This is a genomic window from Streptomyces sp. NPDC006372 (genome assembly GCF_040612515.1).
Lineage (GTDB): Bacteria > Actinomycetota > Actinomycetes > Streptomycetales > Streptomycetaceae > Streptomyces.
Genome location: NZ_JBEXQJ010000002.1, coordinates 165,821 through 183,462, shown reverse-complemented (window position 1 = coordinate 183,462; position 17,642 = coordinate 165,821). Strand labels below are relative to the sequence as shown.

13 protein-coding genes are annotated in these 17,642 nt (G+C 72.4%); 8 read left to right on the top strand and 5 right to left on the bottom strand.

All coding sequences use genetic code 11. The features are described 5' to 3' along the window. Positions 1-23: 23 nt before the first annotated feature. Positions 24-797 carry an SDR family oxidoreductase gene (locus tag ABZ016_RS05265; protein WP_356915203.1) on the bottom strand — a complete coding sequence of 258 codons (774 nt, stop codon included), beginning with the start codon at positions 795-797 and terminating at the stop codon, positions 24-26. A gap of 94 nt (positions 798-891) precedes the next feature. After that, positions 892-1,560 (bottom strand): MOSC domain-containing protein, encoded by a 669-nt coding sequence (locus tag ABZ016_RS05260; protein WP_356915202.1) that lies wholly within the window; start codon positions 1,558-1,560, stop codon positions 892-894. An 80-nt stretch (positions 1,561-1,640) separates the two neighbouring features. Between ABZ016_RS05260 and ABZ016_RS05255 the strand changes: the two genes are divergently transcribed. After that, positions 1,641-2,537, top strand: a complete 897-nt coding sequence (locus ABZ016_RS05255) for a LysR family transcriptional regulator (RefSeq protein ID WP_356915201.1) — start codon at positions 1,641-1,643, stop codon at positions 2,535-2,537. Between the two features lie 60 nt (positions 2,538-2,597). Here ABZ016_RS05255 and ABZ016_RS05250 read toward each other — a convergent pair whose 3' ends face one another. Beyond that, positions 2,598-2,927, bottom strand: coding sequence for a WhiB family transcriptional regulator (locus ABZ016_RS05250; protein WP_345660699.1), 330 nt, complete (start codon positions 2,925-2,927; stop codon positions 2,598-2,600). A 380-nt stretch (positions 2,928-3,307) separates the two neighbouring features. On the opposite strand from ABZ016_RS05250, the gene ABZ016_RS05245 reads away from it, so the two are divergent. The 4 genes from ABZ016_RS05245 (at position 3,308) to ABZ016_RS05230 (ending at position 7,888) form a co-directional block, all read left to right on the top strand. Beyond that, a complete protein-coding gene (locus ABZ016_RS05245; protein ID WP_003948568.1) occupies positions 3,308-3,919 on the top strand; it encodes a response regulator transcription factor in 612 nt (203 codons plus the stop codon). Between the two features lie 499 nt (positions 3,920-4,418). Further along, positions 4,419-5,006 (top strand): sigma-70 family RNA polymerase sigma factor, encoded by a 588-nt coding sequence (locus tag ABZ016_RS05240; RefSeq protein WP_190195893.1) that lies wholly within the window; start codon positions 4,419-4,421, stop codon positions 5,004-5,006. 149 nt (positions 5,007-5,155) lie between these two features. Continuing rightward, positions 5,156-6,658, top strand: coding sequence for an IMP dehydrogenase (gene guaB / locus ABZ016_RS05235; RefSeq protein WP_356915200.1), 1,503 nt, complete (start codon positions 5,156-5,158; stop codon positions 6,656-6,658). Between the two features lie 105 nt (positions 6,659-6,763). Further along, the gene (locus ABZ016_RS05230; protein ID WP_356915199.1) at positions 6,764-7,888 is read left to right on the top strand and encodes a GuaB3 family IMP dehydrogenase-related protein; all 1,125 of its coding nucleotides are present in this window, start codon (positions 6,764-6,766) and stop codon (positions 7,886-7,888) included. Between the two features lie 572 nt (positions 7,889-8,460). Here the strand turns inward: ABZ016_RS05230 and ABZ016_RS05225 are convergent. After that, positions 8,461-9,669 carry a nucleotide sugar dehydrogenase gene (locus tag ABZ016_RS05225; RefSeq protein WP_356915198.1) on the bottom strand — a complete coding sequence of 403 codons (1,209 nt, stop codon included), beginning with the start codon at positions 9,667-9,669 and terminating at the stop codon, positions 8,461-8,463. Positions 9,670-9,941: 272 nt separating this feature from the next. Between ABZ016_RS05225 and ABZ016_RS05220 the strand changes: the two genes are divergently transcribed. Continuing rightward, positions 9,942-11,648 carry a glycerol-3-phosphate dehydrogenase/oxidase gene (locus ABZ016_RS05220; RefSeq protein WP_356915197.1) on the top strand — a complete coding sequence of 569 codons (1,707 nt, stop codon included), beginning with the start codon at positions 9,942-9,944 and terminating at the stop codon, positions 11,646-11,648. 14 nt (positions 11,649-11,662) lie between these two features. On the opposite strand, the gene ABZ016_RS05215 is transcribed toward ABZ016_RS05220, so the two are convergent. After that, on the bottom strand, positions 11,663-12,706 hold the full coding sequence (locus tag ABZ016_RS05215; protein WP_356915196.1) for a serine hydrolase domain-containing protein: 1,044 nt from the start codon (positions 12,704-12,706) through the stop codon (positions 11,663-11,665). Between the two features lie 149 nt (positions 12,707-12,855). On the opposite strand from ABZ016_RS05215, the gene ABZ016_RS05210 reads away from it, so the two are divergent. Further along, positions 12,856-14,892 carry a serine/threonine-protein kinase gene (locus ABZ016_RS05210; RefSeq protein WP_356915195.1) on the top strand — a complete coding sequence of 679 codons (2,037 nt, stop codon included), beginning with the start codon at positions 12,856-12,858 and terminating at the stop codon, positions 14,890-14,892. Positions 14,893-15,045: 153 nt separating this feature from the next. Beyond that, positions 15,046-17,565, top strand: a complete 2,520-nt coding sequence (locus ABZ016_RS05205; RefSeq protein ID WP_356915194.1) for a protein kinase — start codon at positions 15,046-15,048, stop codon at positions 17,563-17,565. The last annotated feature ends 77 nt before the right edge of the window (positions 17,566-17,642 follow it).

Here is a 17,642-nt window from a genome sequence, read left to right as displayed (position 1 = left end):
CGTCGCCTCTTGGCCCAAGGCTCCTACTGCGGCCCGTACTTCCGCCCCGTCCGCGACGAGATCGCCCCGAGCATCCCGCGCGGCACCAGTTTCGTCGCCCCCATCAGCGCCTTGTACCGCGGATCCGGGATGGACAGCGTCTTGCCCCGGGCCAGGTCGTGCAGCGCCGCCGTCACCAGCTTGTCCGCGTCGAGCCACATCCAGCCCGGGATATTGTCCGTGCCCATGCCGGCCCGTTCGTGGAACTCGGTGCGCACGAAGCCGGGGCAGAGCGCCATCAGCCGTACACCGCTGCCGGCCAGGTCACGCGCGGCGCCCTGGGTGAACTGCACGACCCAGGCCTTGGACGCGCCGTAGGTGCCTCGGGGGACGAACGCGGCCACCGAGGCGACGTTGACGACCCCGCCGCGGCCGCGCTCGCGCATCGCCCCGGTCGCCGCCGAGGTCAGCCGCAGCACCGCCTCGCAGTGCACCTTCAGCATCCGCAACTCGTCGGCCATGGAGACGTCGAGATAGCGGCCCTTGTTGCCGAAGCCCGCGTTGTTGACCAGGAGGTCGACCGGGCTCCTGCGGTCGCCGAGCCGGTCGGCCACCGCCTCGATGCCCTCGTCCTCGGCCAGGTCGGCCGTCAGCACCTCCGCCTCGATGCCGTGTCGGTCGTGCAGCTCGGTCGCCTGTTCCCGCAGCCGCTTGGTGTCGCGGGCCACCAGGACGAGGTTGTGCCCGTCGGACGCCAGTCGCCGCGCGAACGCGGCCCCGATGCCTGCCGTCGATCCCGTAATCAGAGCCGTTGTCATGGCGCAAGGTTAGTGACCCGGACGGAGTGCGTCCGCTTCCGATCAGGGGCTTCCCCGGTGAAGGGTCCGTGGAGACGGGCGCGGTGAGCCGCCGTCAGGCCCCGTGCCGCTCCGCGTACTCCCGTGCCTGCCGCAGCACCTCCGGGTGCAGCGCCTCGCCCGCCGGGAGCAGCCGCGGCAGCAGCGTCCGCTCGGTGGTCACCGCCCGGAACTGGAGGGCCACCGTCACGTCGTGGTCCGGCCGGTGCGCGATCTCGACGCGGTCGCCCGCCCGGATCTCCCCGGGCTCGATCACCCGCAGGTACGCCCCAGGCGCGCCCCGCTGCGTGAACCGCTTCACCCAGCCCTTCTCGTCCAGGTGGCCCTGGAACGTGCGGCAGGGGATCCGGCCGGAGGTCACCTCCAGCACCACCGCCGGCCCGATGCGCCAGCGTTCGCCGATCCGCGCGCCGGACACGTCGAGGCCCTCGGTCGTGAGGTTCTCGCCGAACGCCCCGTGCGGCAGCGACCGGCCCAGTTCGCGCTCCCATGCGTCCAGGTCCTCGCGTGCCATCGCGTACACCGCCTGGTCGTCGCCGCCGTGGTGCTCCAGCTTGCACACCGCGTCCCCGGCGAGCCCGCTGCCCCCGACGCCCTTGGGCCCGGGCGCCGACACCCGCACGGGCGTGTCCACCGGCTGCTTGTCGATCCCGGTCACGCCCGCCGGGTTGTCCGTGTACGGCACGGCCTCGGCGCGGCCCAGATTCACTGACAGAAGCCTCATGCCCGCACGGTAAGGGGGCGGACCCCAAAGCGTCGATGCATTATCCGGAGCAGAGGCAAAGGGTCGCTTATCCTCGAAGGGTGATCGAAGCTCGTCATCTCCGCGTCCTGCGCGCCGTCGCCGCCACCGGCTCCTTCTCCGCCGCCGGGCGGGAACTGGGCTGCACCCAGCCCGCCGTCAGCCAGCAGATGAAGGCCCTGGAAACCTCGGTCGGCACCCCTCTGCTGATCCGCACGGGACGCGAGATGCGGCTGACCCAGGCCGGCGAGGCCCTGGTGCGGCACGCCGCCGGGATCCTCGCCGGGCTCACGGCTGCGGAGGAGGAGGTCGCCGCGATCGCCGGGCTGCGCGCGGGACGGGTCCGGCTCGTCTCCTTCCCCAGCGGCAGCTCCACCCTGGTGCCGACGGCCCTCGCCGCCCTGCGCGACGCCCACCCCGGCACCCGTGTCTTCCTGGAGGAAGCCGAGCCGCCCGCCTCGGTCGGGATGCTGCGCGAGGGCGACTGCGACGTGGCGCTCGCCTTCCGCTACGAGGGAGCGGCGGGCGCCGAGGAGTGGGACGACCTCGTCGTACGGCCGCTGCTGGCAGACCGGCTCGTCGCCCTCGTGCCGGAACGGCACCGGCTCGCGGACGCGCGGTCCGTCGCCATCGACGAGCTCGCGCGGGAGCCGTGGATCGCCGGCTGCCCGCGCTGCCGTGGGCAGCTGGTCGAGGTGTGCGCGGCGGCCGGCTTCACCCCCCGCATCGACTTCGCCACCGACGACTACCCGGCGGTCGCCGGCCTGGTCGGCGCCGGTCTGGGCGTGGCCGTGCTTCCCCAGCTGGCCGTCGAGTCCGTACGGCCGCGTGGCGTGCGGACCGTGGCGCTGGAGCCGGTGGTACGGCGGGAGATCGTGGCGCTGACCCTGCCCGATCTCGCGCAGGTCCCGGCGGTGGCGGCGACGCTCGACCAGCTGGCACGGGCGGCGAGCCGCTGACGGCGGCGGACTCGCGGCCACAGCCGACGGCACGTACGCCCGTGCCGCAGAAACGTTCCTTCAGTTGTTCGAGGAGGCGTGGCCGCTGGATGTCGACGCCGACACCAGTCGGTTGCGCGCCCGCCCCATGAGCTCTTCGCGCTCGTCCTCGGTCAGCCCGCCCCACACGCCGTACGGCTCACGCACCGCCAGCGCGTGGGCAGCGCACTCGGCGCGTACCGGGCACCTCATGCAGACCTCTTTGGCCGAGTTCTCGCGAGCACTCCGAGCCGCACCGCGTTCGCCCTCCGGATGGAAGAAGAGCGAGCTGTCCACCCCACGACAGGCAGCCAGCAGCTGCCAGTCCCACAGGTCCGCGTTCGGTCCGGGAAGGCGGGAGAAATCTGCCATTACGTGACCCCTTGTAGCCGTTCTGTGCGGATCCGGTGTCCACGACCGTACAACTACGATCTAAGGAGATGAAAATATGACTCATTGCGAATCTAGCTCCAGACACCGGCAAAGTGGAAGAAATGGGTCTGAATGGGGCATAGGTTGTGATGAAAGTTCGAGGGTCCGCTGTGCATATCTGCACCGTGTCCGCCCCCTCACGTAGAGTGCCGAAGATGGCGGACGGCCCCGTAACTCTTTCGAGTGACCGTCGTTGAGAGTGCGAGGCGGTTGAAGGAACAAGTGCTCGGGCTGGTGTCCGAGACGGTCGACCGCACAGGTGACGATTTCGTACCAGCCTGGAGGCTCAAGGTGACGCGCATCAGCTGCGGAGGGCGGTCATGACATCCGTCCTCGTCTGCGACGACTCCCCGCTTGCCCGAGAGGCGCTCCGTCGCGCGGTCGCGACCGTGCCCGGCGTAGAGCGCGTGACGACGGCGGCCAACGGCGAGGAAGTCCTCCGCCGCTGGGGGGCCGACCGCTCGGACCTGATTCTGATGGACGTACGCATGCCCGGCCTGGGCGGCGTCGAGACGGTCCGGCGGCTGCTGTCCGCCGACCCCGGTGCGCGCATCATCATGCTCACCGTCGCCGAGGACCTGGACGGCGTCGCGCTCGCGGTCGCCGCCGGTGCCCGCGGCTACCTGCACAAGGACGCCTCCCGCGCGGAACTCCGCGCGACGGTGACGCAGGCCCTCGCCGACCCGACCTGGCGGCTCGCCCCGCGCCGGCTGCGCTCGGCCGAGATGGGGGCCGCGCCGACGCTCACGGCGCGTGAGATCCAGGTCCTCGAAGGCATGAGCCACGGCCGCTCCAACGCGGAGATCGGCCGCGAGCTGTTCCTCTCCGAGGACACCGTCAAGACGCACGCCCGGCGCCTGTTCAAGAAACTCGGCGCCTCGGACCGGGCCCACGCCGTGGCGCTCGGCTTCCGGTGGGGTCTGGTGCGCTAGGGCCTGGCGTTCGGATCGGGTCGCAGGACACCGACAGGGTCGGGCCTGCTGCGACACGCGGCGGCCGGTGCGGACCGGGGAGCGGGGGCACGCGGATGCCCCCGCGCGAGCCGCACGGACGTGGGCGCGGGCCGGCCGTCGACGGCGGTGCCGCCCTGCCCGGGCGATGTCGAGAGCTCGGGGCGGTGTACGCGCGGCCCCGCGTCCCCGGGGCGATCCGAACGGCAGGCTCCAGCGGCGGCCGCCTGTGGCGCGGGGAGCGCGGCGGAGGCACGGAAAGCCAGGTGGGCGGGGGTGGGCCGGGGGCCCGCCCGGTGCCCGCTGCTCGTTTCGCGGCTGATGCCGCATCCTTGAGGGTGTGGAGTTCCTCGGGGACGAGTCGGTCGAGCGGAAGGGGAGGGCGCAGGGGATGAGTTCCGGCGCACTTGCTCATAACGCTTCGGTGCACAACAACGGGCGTGGTGTCACGGGCCCGACGGCCGCAAGGCACCATGGACCGATGCGTGACGACGAGGCGGTCCATGCCCAAGGGGCGATCGGTGCGCTCGTCCACCGCGCCGTCGACGGAGACGAGCAGGCCACGCACGACCTGCTCGCCCGTGTCCACCCCTTGGCGCTGCGCTACTGCCGCACCCGTCTGTCCCGCCTCCCGGGCGACGCCCGGCACTTCGTGGAGGACCTGGCCCAGGAGGTCTGCGTCGCGGTGCTTCTCGCACTGCCCCGCTACCGGGACACCGGGCGCCCCTTCGAGGCGTTCGTCTTCGCCATCGCCGCCCACAAGGTCGCCGACCTCCAGCGCGCGGCGATGCGCCACCCCGGTTCGACCGCCGTGCCCTCCGACGAGATGCCGGAACGGCCCGACGACTCCCTGGGACCGGAGGAACGCGCCCTGCTGAGCAGCGACGCGGAGTGGGCCAAGAAGCTCCTGGCCAACCTCCCCGAGAACCAGCGGGAGCTGCTGCTGCTGCGGATCGCGGTGGGGCTCACGGCCGAGGAGACGGGCCAGATGTTGGGAATGTCACCCGGTGCCGTCCGGGTGGCGCAGCACAGGGCGCTGAGCAGGCTGCGGGCGCTGGCCGAGCAGTAGGCCTTCCACAGCCCTTGGTTGAACAGGCAGTGCGTCGCTTCCGTACGAACATACGAAGCCGGGAGCCGACCGGAACCGTGGAATGAGACAGCCGCGCTTCCCGTTAGCATGGACATCCGCACCGATCAAGGCCATTTGGGGAAGGTGTCATGACTGCAAACGTCGACGGAGTGCCCGGTAAATTCGCGACACTCGGGCTGACCTACGACGACGTGCTGCTGCTGCCGGGCGCATCCGAGGTGCTGCCGGGCGCGGTCGACACCTCGTCCCGGATCTCCCGCAACGTACGGGTCAACATCCCGCTGCTGTCGGCGGCGATGGACAAGGTGACCGAGTCCCGCCTCGCGATCGCGATGGCCCGACTCGGCGGCGTCGGCGTGCTGCACCGCAACCTGTCGGTCGAGGACCAGGTCAACCAGGTCGACCTGGTGAAGCGGTCCGAGTCCGGCATGGTGACCGACCCCATCACGGTGCACCCCGAGGCGACCCTCGCCGAGGCCGACGCCCTGTGCGCCAAGTTCCGCATCAGCGGCGTCCCCGTCACCGACCCCGCGGGCAAGCTGCTCGGCATCGTCACCAACCGCGACATGGCCTTCGAGACCGACCGCAGCCGCCAGGTGCGTGACGTCATGACGCCGATGCCGCTGGTCACCGGCAAGGTGGGCATCTCCGGCGTCGACGCGATGGAGCTGCTGCGCCGCCACAAGATCGAGAAGCTGCCGCTCGTCGACGAGGCGGGCATCCTCAAGGGCCTGATCACGGTCAAGGACTTCGTCAAGGCCGAGAAGTACCCCAACGCCGCCAAGGACGCCGAGGGCCGGCTGCTGGTCGGCGCCGCGGTGGGCGCCAGCCCCGAGGCCCTGGAGCGCGCCCAGGCGCTCGCCGAGGCCGGGGTGGACTTCCTGGTCGTCGACACCTCGCACGGCCACAACAGCAACGCCCTCAGCTGGATGTCGAAGATCAAGTCGAGCGTCTCCGTCGACGTGATCGGCGGCAACGTCGCCACCCGCGACGGTGCGCAGGCCCTGATCGACGCCGGTGTCGACGGCATCAAGGTGGGCGTGGGCCCCGGCTCGATCTGCACCACGCGCGTGGTCGCCGGCATCGGCGTCCCGCAGGTCACCGCCATCTACGAGGCCTCCCTCGCCGCCCGCCCCGCCGGCATCCCGCTGATCGGCGACGGCGGTCTGCAGTACTCCGGCGACATCGGCAAGGCCCTCGCCGCCGGTGCCGACACGGTCATGCTGGGCAGCCTGCTCGCGGGCTGCGAGGAGTCGCCGGGCGAGCTGCTCTTCATCAACGGCAAGCAGTTCAAGTCCTACCGCGGCATGGGCTCGCTGGGCGCCATGCAGTCCCGCGGCCAGGCGAAGTCGTACTCGAAGGACCGCTACTTCCAGGCCGAGGTGGCCTCCGACGACAAGCTCGTGCCCGAGGGCGTCGAGGGCCAGGTGCCCTACCGCGGCCCCCTGGCCAACGTGCTGCACCAGCTCGTCGGCGGGCTGCGCCAGACCATGGGCTACGTGGGCGCGGCCACCATCGAGGAGATGGAGTCCAAGGGCCGCTTCGTCCGCATCACCTCGGCGGGCCTGAAGGAGAGCCACCCGCACGACATCCAGATGACGGTCGAGGCGCCGAACTACAGCCGTCAGTAGGCACCAGGCCTGATGGGGCGGCCTCGGAAGGATCCGGGGCCGCCCTCGTCATGCCCGTCGGCGATACTGGAAGACGCTGCAACGCATCAGGGAAAGGCCACAGACGTGACTGAGATCGAGATCGGGCGCGGCAAGCGCGGCCGCCGGGCGTACGCCTTCGACGACATCGCGGTCGTCCCCAGCCGCCGTACCCGGGACCCGAAGGAGGTCTCGATCGCCTGGCAGATCGACGCCTACCGCTTCGAGCTGCCCTTCCTGGCCGCCCCCATGGACTCGGTCGTCTCCCCGGCCACCGCGATCCGCATCGGCGAGCTCGGCGGCCTCGGTGTGCTGAACCTCGAGGGTCTGTGGACGAGGCACGAGGACCCGCAGCCGCTGCTCGACGAGATCACCGGGCTGGACGAGGAGACCGCGACCCGCCGCCTCCAGGAGATCTACGCGGCCCCCATCAAGGAGGAGCTGATCGGGCAGCGCATCAAGGAGGTGCGCGACTCCGGCGTCGTCACCGCCGCCGCGCTCTCCCCGCAGCGCACGGCCCAGTTCTCCAAGGCCGTCGTCGACGCGGGCGTGGACATCTTCGTCATCCGCGGTACGACGGTCTCCGCGGAGCACGTCTCCGGTTCGCACGAGCCGCTGAACCTGAAGCAGTTCATCTACGAGCTGGACGTCCCGGTGATCGTCGGCGGCTGCGCCACGTACACGGCGGCCCTGCACCTGATGCGCACGGGTGCGGCCGGTGTGCTGGTCGGCTTCGGCGGCGGCGCGGCGCACACCACGCGCAACGTGCTGGGCATCCAGGTCCCCATGGCGACGGCGGTCGCCGACGTGGCCGCGGCCCGGCGTGACTACATGGACGAGTCCGGCGGCCGGTACGTGCACGTGATCGCGGACGGCGGTGTCGGCTGGTCCGGCGACCTGCCGAAGGCGATCGCCTGCGGCGCCGACGCGGTCATGATGGGGTCCCCGCTGGCCCGCGCGACCGACGGCCCGGGCAAGGGCCACCACTGGGGCATGGAGGCCGTGAACGAGGAGCTGCCCCGCGGCAAGAAGGTCGCCCTCGGCACGGTCGGCACCCTCGAGGAGATCCTCACGGGCCCGTCCCACACGCCCGACGGCTCGATGAACCTCTTCGGCGCCCTGCGCCGCGCCATGGCCACGACCGGGTACAGCGAGCTCAAGGAGTTCCAGCGGGTCGAGGTGACGGTGGCGGACTCACAGCACCGACGCTAGGCCTCAAGGTCTGGGAAAGGGCCGGTCACTCCCCTGCGGGTGGGGTGACCGGCCCTTTTGCGTGCTCGGGGGTGCGTGGACGGGGCGCGTTGTGGGGCAGGGGCGCGTGGTTGCGTTCGGGGCGAATGTGGGCCGAACGGGCGTAGCGGGGCGGTAGCGTCCGTGATCGGCGACCCGGTTGTCTGGGGCGCCCCCTTCCAAGGACACGGTTCCGGACCCCGGCCCTCGGGGCCCGGCCCGAATTCCGACGTGCTGCCTACCGGGCCAATGGGTGGCGTCGTGGAAGGGGGCGCGCCCATGGGCCGTCACCGCAAGCCCACCCGATGGGACCGCATTCGGCTTCGGCCGGCTCAGTACTGGCTGCGGCTCGTGAAGTTCCGGAGGAGGTGTGTCTTGTGGATCTACGGGCGATGAGCGGCCACCCCTACGTAACCTAGGGGTGGACACTCCGTGAATCGCCCGGAGCCCGCTGCAGTGGCCACTGCGGTGGGCTCCACCTGGTTCCGTACGGTACCCGCGCCGCGCGCGGCATGCCACCAGCTCCCGGGGTGCGCGCACCCCACGCGCCCCCTTCACAACCGATGCGCCGCCCCCATGGGCGTCGCCCCCCGCGTGTCCAGCAGTAGCTGGGCCTTCACCGACAGGCCCTGGAGGTCGTACGTGCGGTGCTGCTGGAGCAGGATGGTCAGGTCCGCGTCGGCAGCAGCCTCGTAGAGGGAGTCCGCGCGGGGGACGGGGCGGTCCAGGACGCTCCACTCGGGGACGTACGGGTCGTGGTAGCTGACCGAGGCGCCCAGTTCCATCAGGCGGAGCGCGACCTCCTGGGCGGGGGTGTCGTGCAGGTCGGCGAGGTCGGGTTTGTAGGTGACGCCCAGGAGCAGGACGTGCGCGCCCCGGGCCGACTTGCCGTGCTCGTTGAGCAGCGCGGCGGCGCGCTGGACGACGTAGCCGGGCATGCGGCGGTTGACCTGCTGGGCGAGCTCCACCATGCGCAGGGTGCGGCCGCCGTGCGCGGTCAGGTCCTGCGGGGCGGTGTGGCCGCCGACGCCGGGGCCGGGACGGAAGGCCTCGAACCCGAAGGGCTTGGTCTCCGCGCAGCGGACGACGTCCCACAGGTCGACGCCCAGGTCGTGGCAGAGGACGGCCATCTCGTTGACGAGGGCGATGTTCACGTGCCGGTAGTTGGTCTCCAGCACCTGCACGGTCTCCGCTTCCCGTGGTCCACGCGCGCGTACCACCTTGTCGGTCAGCCGTCCGTAGAAGGCGGCGGCCGACTCGGTGCAGGCCGGGGTGAGACCGCCGATGACCTTGGGGGTGTTGGCGGGGGTGAAGTCGCGGTTGCCGGGGTCGACGCGGCTGGGGGAGTAGGCGAGGTGGAAGTCGCGGCCCGCCAGCAGTCCCGAGCCCTCTTCGAGGAGGGTGCGCAGGAATTCCTCTGTCGTCCCGGGGTACACAGGGGACTCAAGGATCACAGTCGTGTGGGGGCGCAGGTGAGCGGAGAGGGTGCGGGCAGCGGCCTCCACCTGCGTGAGGTCCAGCCCGCCGTCCGCGGCTCGGGGGGTCGGTGCGCAGATGACCGCGGTGCGCACCCGGCCGAGTTCGGCGGCGTTCGTCGTGAGCCGGAAGCCCCCCGAGAGCATCCGGCGCTGTTCGGCGGGGCTGAGGGAGCCGGCCTCCGGGCCGGTCCGGTAGCCGATGGTGGGGATGCCGGCGGCGACGGCGGCCTGGGCCAGGGGCAGGCCGTACGGTCCGAGTCCGATGACGGCGAGGTCTGCGGGCATGGCGTGGCCGTCCTTCCCGATAGCCGAAGTGGGACAGGTGCGCAAGCCCTGTGGACAGGACGGGCGAGCGCAATGTCAGACTAGGAGTAAATATGACCGTTATGTGGGATTGCTCGGCCGAGTTTCGGTGAGTGTTCCGTGAGCGTTGTCCACAGGCTGTCGGCCCGTGGTGGCTGAAGTCGGGCAACCCGGTCAGAATTTGGGCATGGGGGGTACGGACGGGGTCTCACCCGACGGGTGCGGCCGGCGCGACCGATGAGCGGGAGGCAGCGGTGAGGACAGCGACACTCGGGCCGGCGCAGCGCGCCGAGTCACTCGCATCTATGGCCGAGCGCGAGCTGGACGTGCTGGTGGTGGGCGCAGGCGTGGTCGGGGCCGGCACCGCCCTCGACGCCGCGACGCGAGGCCTGTCCACGGGACTGGTCGAGGCGCGTGACTGGGCCTCGGGCACCTCCAGCCGGTCCAGCAAGCTGATCCACGGCGGCCTGCGCTATCTGGAGATGCTCGACTTCGCGCTCGTACGAGAGGCCCTGAAGGAGCGCGGCCTGCTGCTGGAGCGGCTCGCCCCGCATCTGGTGAAGCCCGTGCCGTTCCTGTACCCCTTGCAGCACAAGGGCTGGGAGCGCTTGTACGCCGGCTCGGGCGTCGCGATGTACGACGCCATGTCCATGGCGCGCGGCCACGGCCGGGGCCTGCCGATGCACCGCCACCTGACCCGCTCTCACGCCCTGCGCGTGGCGCCCTGCTTGAAGAAGGACGCCCTCGTGGGGGCGCTCCAGTACTACGACGCCCAGATGGACGACGCTCGCTACGTGGCGACCCTGGTGCGCACGGCGGTGGCGTACGGCGCGCAGGCGGCCAACCGGGCGCGCGTGACCGGCTTCCTGCGCGAGGGCGAGCGGGTCGTCGGCGCGCGGGTGCAGGACGTTGAGGGAGGCGGGGAGTACGAGGTCCGCGCCAAGCAGGTCGTCAACGCGACCGGCGTGTGGACGGACGACACCCAGGCCATGGTCGGGGAGCGCGGCCAGTTCCACGTACGGGCGTCCAAGGGCATCCACCTGGTCGTGCCGCGCGACCGCATCCACTCCACGACCGGGCTCATCCTGCGCACGGAGAAGTCCGTGCTGTTCGTCATCCCCTGGGGCCGGCACTGGATCGTCGGGACGACCGACACCGACTGGGACCTCGACAAGGCGCACCCGGCCGCGTCCAGCGCGGACATCGACTACCTGCTGGAACATGTGAACTCGGTGCTCGCGGTGCCCCTCACCAGGGACGACGTCCAGGGCGTGTACGCGGGGCTGCGCCCCTTGCTCGCGGGCGAGTCGGACGCCACCAGCAAGCTGTCGCGCGAGCACACCGTGGCGCATCCGGTGCCCGGGCTGGTCGTCGTGGCGGGCGGCAAGTACACGACGTACCGGGTCATGGCCAAGGACGCGGTGGACGCGGCGGTGCACGGGCTCGACATGCGGGTCGCCGAGTGCGTCACCGAGGACGTGCCGCTGCTGGGCGCCGAGGGCTACCCGGCGCTGTGGAACGCGCGGGCGCGGATAGCCGCCCGGACCGGGATCCACGTGGTGCGGGTGGAACACCTGCTGAACCGGTACGGGGCGATGGCGGAGGAGCTCCTCGAGCTCGTCACCGAGGACCCGTCGCTGGGCGAGCCCCTGCCGGCGGCCGACGACTACCTGCGCGCCGAGATCGTGTACGCGGCCTCGCACGAGGGGGCGCGGCATCTGGACGACGTGCTGACCCGGCGTACCCGCATCTCGATCGAGACCTTCGACCGGGGCACTCGCAGCGCCCGCGCCGCCGCCGAGCTGATGGCGCCGGTCCTCGGCTGGGACAAGGACCAGATCGAGCGCGAGGTCCAGCACTACGAGAAGCGGGTGGAGGCCGAACGGGAGTCGCAGCGCCAGCCGGACGACCTGACGGCGGACGCGGCGCGGCTGGGAGCGCCGGACATCGTGCCGTTGTAGGCGCCCCTGCCCTGCTACGAGGCGCGCGGGCAGAACTCGGCCGCGAGCACCGCGGGTTCGAGCTCGGGGTCCGCGATCGCGTCGGTGTTCACGCGGAACGTGAGGACACGCCGGCCGTCGACGGTGGCCGCGGTGCGCACATAGCTGCCGGATATGAACCCGTTGTGCCCCCACACCGTGGTGCCGCACGGCAGTCTCTCGGGGAACAGGCCCATGCCGTACGCGCCGTGTGCGGCACGGGTGTCGAGCATCTCGCGCAGTTGGTGCGGGGGCAGCAGCCGGCCGCCGAGCAGGGCCGCGTAGAAGCGGTCCAGATCGTCGAGCGTGGTCACCAACTCGCCCGCGGCGCCGGCCACGCGCGGGTCGAGCGCGGTGACGTCGGTTCCGTCGGCGGAGTAGGCGCGGCCGTGCGGGGAGGGCAGTGCGGAGCGGGAGCCGGGGAACGAGGTGCCCGTCAGACGCAGCGGAGTGAGGATGCGGCGCTCGGTCTCGGTCGCGTACGAGTGGCCGGTGACCTGCTGGATGACCAGGCCCAGCAGGACGTAGTTGGTGTTCGAGTAGGAGAAGCGGCCGGGCGTGCCCGGAGGGTGGGTGAGTGCGATGCGTACGGCCTGACTCGGGGTGAGGGGCGCCCTTCCTCGGGTGTCCGCGGTGAAGTCGTACAGGCCGCTGGTGTGGGTGAGCAGGGAGCGCAGGGTCAGCGCGCGGCCGTCGTTGCCCGCTCCCCGCACCAGGCCCGGCAGGTGCTCCGCCACGGTGTCGGACAGCGACAGCCGGTGCTCGGCGGCCAGTTGCAGCACCACCGTCGCGATGAACGTCTTGGTGACGCTGCCCGCGCGGAAGTGGTCCGACCGGGCGATTCCCCGCCCGGCGTGCGCATAGCGGGTGGTGCCGCCCTCGCGAGCCAGCAGGGCCGCGGCGGGAGCTCCGCCCCGGGTCACCAGCAGCGGGAGCACCGCGTTCGTGGGCGGGTCCGACAGGGCCGAGGAGTCGGCCTGGGGCAGACCGAGGAGGGCGAGGGACACAGGAAGCGCCAGCAATGTCCGAAACGGCGGCATGCGGCCTCCTCCCTGGTCCGGGCCCATCATGCAGGGCGGCGCCCGGCGTACCGCACCCGGGTTCCCGGTGGTCGGGCCCCAGGGCGCCGGGCACTTGTCGGGTGAGAGACAATGGAGGCTCTGTCAGGGCGGGTTGTATGAGGGGACGCATGTCGGAGGCGGAGCGGGCGGGCACATCTCGTCAGGACACTCGTCAGGACACTCGTAAGGACAACAGGGACCGTCTCCTCGCGGAGCGGTACCGGCTCGGCGAGGTCCTCGGCCGGGGAGGCATGGGCACCGTGTGGCGGGCCCAGGACGAGACCCTGGGGCGGACGGTCGCCGTCAAGGAGCTGCGGTTCCCGTCGAACATCGACGAGGAGGAGAAGCGGCGGCTGATCACGCGGACGCTGCGCGAGGCCAAGGCGATCGCGCGGATCCGCAACAACAGCGCCGTGACGGTCTTCGACGTCGTCCAGGAGGACGACCGGCCCTGGATCGTGATGGAACTCGTCGAGGGCAAGTCGCTCGCCGAGGTCATCCGGGAGGACGGCCTCCTCGAGCCGAAGCGCGCCGCCGAGGTCGGTCTCGCCGTCCTGGACGTGCTGCGGTCCGCGCACCGCGAGGGCATCCTGCACCGCGACGTGAAGCCGTCGAACGTGCTGATCGCCGAGGACGGCCGGGTCGTGCTCACCGACTTCGGGATCGCCCAGGTCGAGGGCGACCCGTCCATCACCTCGACGGGCATGCTCGTCGGCGCGCCCTCCTACATCTCCCCGGAGCGGGCGCGCGGGCACAAGCCGGGCCCGGCGGCCGATTTGTGGTCGCTCGGCGGTCTGCTGTACGCGGCGGTGGAGGGCGCGCCGCCGTACGACAAGGGGTCGGCCATAGCGACTCTCACGGCCGTGATGACCGAGCCGCTGGAGGAGCCCAAGAACGCCGGCCCGCTGGCGGACGTCATCCGCGGCCTGCTCACCAAGGATCCCGCCGAGCGGCTCGACGACGCGGGCGCCCGCGCGATGCTGAACTCGGTCCTCCACGCACCCGAGCGGGCCGAGCCGGAGCCGCTGGACGCGACGAAGGTCGTGCCGCTGCCGGCCCAGCCCGACCGGTCCTCGCGCAAGGGGAGTCCGGCGGGGGCCGGGAGCAAGCGGGGCGAGGAGGCCGGGGAGCGGCTGCGCGGGGCGCTGCGTTCCGTGCGCAAGGCCGCGGCGGGAACGGCCGGGGCGTCGGCCGCCGCCCGTACCGGGACCGAGAGCGGAACTGCGTCCTCCGGAGCGGACGACGGCACGGCCCGCACCGGGACCGCCGGCGCGTCCGCGGCCAAGCCGGGACCGGGTGCGGCCGCCGGCGCCGGTGAGCGGAGTGCGCAGGAGGCGAAGACGGCCTCCGGGGGCCGGAGTTCCGGATGGCCCGTGGTGCCGCCGCCGGACCTGCCGCCGAGGCCCGTGCCGAGGGCGCCGCTCACCGACGTGGTGCCACGGCGCACCCTGCTGATCATCGCGGTGGTCGTGGCGCTCGCCGTGGTCGGCACCGTGCTCGCCATCGCCCTCAGCGGCGACGACAAGGGCTCGAAGGGCGCCGCGGGCGGCAGCGGCGGCAAGACCGTCAGCACCGCGTCGAGCGGTCCCGACACCAAGAACGACGAGAGCGACGGCACGCGCACCGACAACACGGCGTCGTCGCAGCCCGCGCAGTCCGCCCCCTCCTCGAACAGCACGCCGACGGGCGGGACTTCGGGCGAGGCGGAGGAGGGGTCCGCCGGGAAGGGCACCGCGGCCGAGTCGACGCACCAGGGGAACCAGGGGTACTCGATCGGACTGCCCAAGGGATGGAAGTACCGGTCCACGGGCGCCGCCGGCGACCGGTTCACCGGGCCCGACGGGCAGAAGCTGCTCATCGCCTGGACGTCCACGCCCAAGGGCGACCCGGTGGCGGACTGGAGGAACCAGGAGCGCTACATGCAGCGCGCGCAGTACAAGAAGATCCGTATAGAGAAGGTGAGCTACCGAGGCTGGAACACGGCCGACTGGGAGTTCACCTACGCCGACGGCGGCACCAGGTACCGGACCATCGACCGGGGTTTCGTCGTCGACGACCGGCAGGGCTACGCGCTGATGTACACGGCGAAGGCGGCCGACTGGAGCGGTGAGCTGCGCAAGGAGACGTGGCGGACGCTGACGAAGACCTTCGAACCCAAGTCCTGAGCGTGAGCGGTGCCGGGTTTGGGGAGGCAGATCTCGCATCCTCACGATGCGGGTTGCCCGCGGCACGTATCGTAAATATTTGCGGACCGTGCGCAGCCGGAACGGGCCGTGGAGCGAACGGATGTGACCGACCGGGCTGGCGGGGGAGGCATCGTGGACGACTATGCGGGACGGGTACTCGCCGACCGCTACCGCCTGCCGCTGCCGCCGTCCGACGAGTACGAACTCACCGAGAGCCGGGCCTTCGACACCTACAGCGGGCAGGAAGTCCTGGTCCGGCAGGTGCCGTTGCCGGAAGTGGTCGAGGCGGAGGTCCTCGACGCGGAGGGGCTGCCCGACGGATTCACGGCGCGTGACGCCGGTGCCCGGCGGCCCGGCGGGCGTCCGGGCCTCCGGTGGCCCACGGACCCGGTGGTACGGCGCGCGGTGGAGGCCGCTCAGGCTGCCGCGGCCATCCCCGACCATCCGCGACTCGACCAGGTCTTCGACGTCTTCGCCGAGGGCGGTTCGCTGTGGATCGTCAGCGAGCTGGTGGCCGCACGTCCGCTGGCGGCGCTCCTCGCCGAGCAGCCGCTGACGCCCTACCGGGCGGCCGAGGTGGCCTCCGACGTCCTCATGGCGCTGCGGGTGCTGCACGCCCACGGCTGGGTGCACCGCAACATCACCCCGCGGACGGTCCTCGTCTGCGACGACGGCCGGATCATGCTGACCGGGCTCGCGGTGGGCGCGGCGGAGGAAGCGCTGTGCGGGTACGACCCCGTGCCCACCTCCGACGAGCCCGGCCGGGGCCCGGGGCAGGAGGGCGGCGCGTCCGGGAGGGCGAACGACGCCGGCGGTTCAGGGGGCGCGGGCGGTCCCGGTGCCATCGGTGGCCCGGGCGACCCCGAGGCCGCGCGGCGTGCCGCCATAGAGGCCCGGGAGTCCAGGGGGCTGCCGACGGCCGGGGGCGGTACGACGGGTGGTGGCGGCTCGGTGGTGCCGGCCCGCCGGAGCACGGACGACAGTGCGGACCCACGCGCCGCGCGCGCCGGAGCCATCGCCGCCTACCGGGCGGGCGCGAGGGCCGCCGCCCGGGTCCAGGAGGCGCAGCAGAACGGCCGGGCCGCGCTGCCCGGTGCCCGGCCCGCCCCGGACAACGGGCCCGCGCCCCACGGAAACGGCTCGGCGCAGTCGCCGTACGTCCCCGGACAGAGCACGGGCTCCGGCGCGATCCCGCCGGGGCAGACAGCCGACCCCTACGGCGTGCGCGGCGCCCCCCGGACCACCGCATGGCACGGCGCCACCCCCCGCGGCGGCCCCGGCGGCGCACCCACGCCGCCGAGCCAGGAACAGGCGGCCCTCCCGCCGGTGGCGGACACCGCCGACCCGAGCGCTCCCACCCGGTGGGACGACCTGGCCGCCCACACCCCTGCCTCCCGGCGCGGCCCGGCCACGGCACTCGCCGCCGAGCGGGCCCGGCAGGCACGCATGGCCGTGGTGGGGCCCGTGACGGAACGCTGGGCGCCGGAGCAGGCCGGACCCGTGCACGAGAACTGGCAGCTGGCCGCGCCGATCGGCCCCGCCACCGACCTGTGGGCCCTCGGCGCGCTGCTCTTCCGGGCCGTACAGGGCCATGCGCCCTACCCGGAGGAGTCGACGGCCGAGCTGGTGCAGATGGTGTGCGCCGAACCGCCCGCCTACGCCGAGGAGTGCGGGCCGCTCCGGCCGGTCGTGGAGTCGCTGCTGCGTCAGGACCCCACCGAGCGCCTCGACTTCGAGGAACTGCGCGGCTGGCTGCGCTCGCTCGTACGGTCGGCGCCGGAGCCGGAAGCCGGTGTGCACGTGATCGCGGCACCGCCCGCGGACGCCAGCAGGCTGCCCGTCGTACGCCGCCGGGGCGAGCTCGTGCGCAGGCGGCGGGCCGGGCTGCCCGCCCACCACGGGCGGCACAAGCGGGCCAAACGCGAGTCCGGGTCGCCCAAGCGCCTCGGCCGCACCCTGCTCCTGCTGGTCCTGCTCGCCATGGCCGCCGCGATCGCCTACGCCATGCTCTTCATGCCCAAGTCGCAGACCGACGGCGCGAACGGCACGGACCGCACCGGGGCCGCCGGCGAGGTCAGCCAGGCGCCCGAGCCCGACGCCAGCAGCGAACCCCGGCCGGACCAGACGTCCCCCGCCCCGGAGCAGAGCCCCTCGACGTCATCCGGTTCCACCGAGACACAGACCACCGGCCCCGGGACCGCCGACGGCTTCACCCTGCGCAAGGACCCGGCGGGCTTCCAGGTCGCCGTCGCCAAGGGCTGGGACCGCACCTCGGGGAGCAGCAGCGGCCAGGTCGTCTACACGAAGGGCGACTTCGAGCTCATCGTCGTACCGGGCCGGGACAGCGCGTCGCGGTACGGCAGCGACCCGATGGCCTACCAGCGGGAGAAGGAGCGCGAGCTGCAGCCCTACCGCGACTCCAGCTGGGCCACCTCCACCGGCCTGAAGACCATAGAGGTGGGCGGACGGACCATGGCCGAGGGGCAGTTCACCTGGACCGGCGGCGACGGGGGCGAGCTGTACGTGCGCAACCTGGCGATGCTGATCGGCGGGCGGTACCACGTGGTGCAGGTACGCGGCCCGGAGGCCGAGCGGGACGAGGTGACGCGACTGTACGAGCAGGCGGCGGCGACCTACAAGGCGACGGGCTGAGAGTCGGCGCGCCGACTGTACGCGGTAGTTCAACCTCTGGTTGCCTCCCGTCCCGGCAGGCGACAACCGTCACAGTG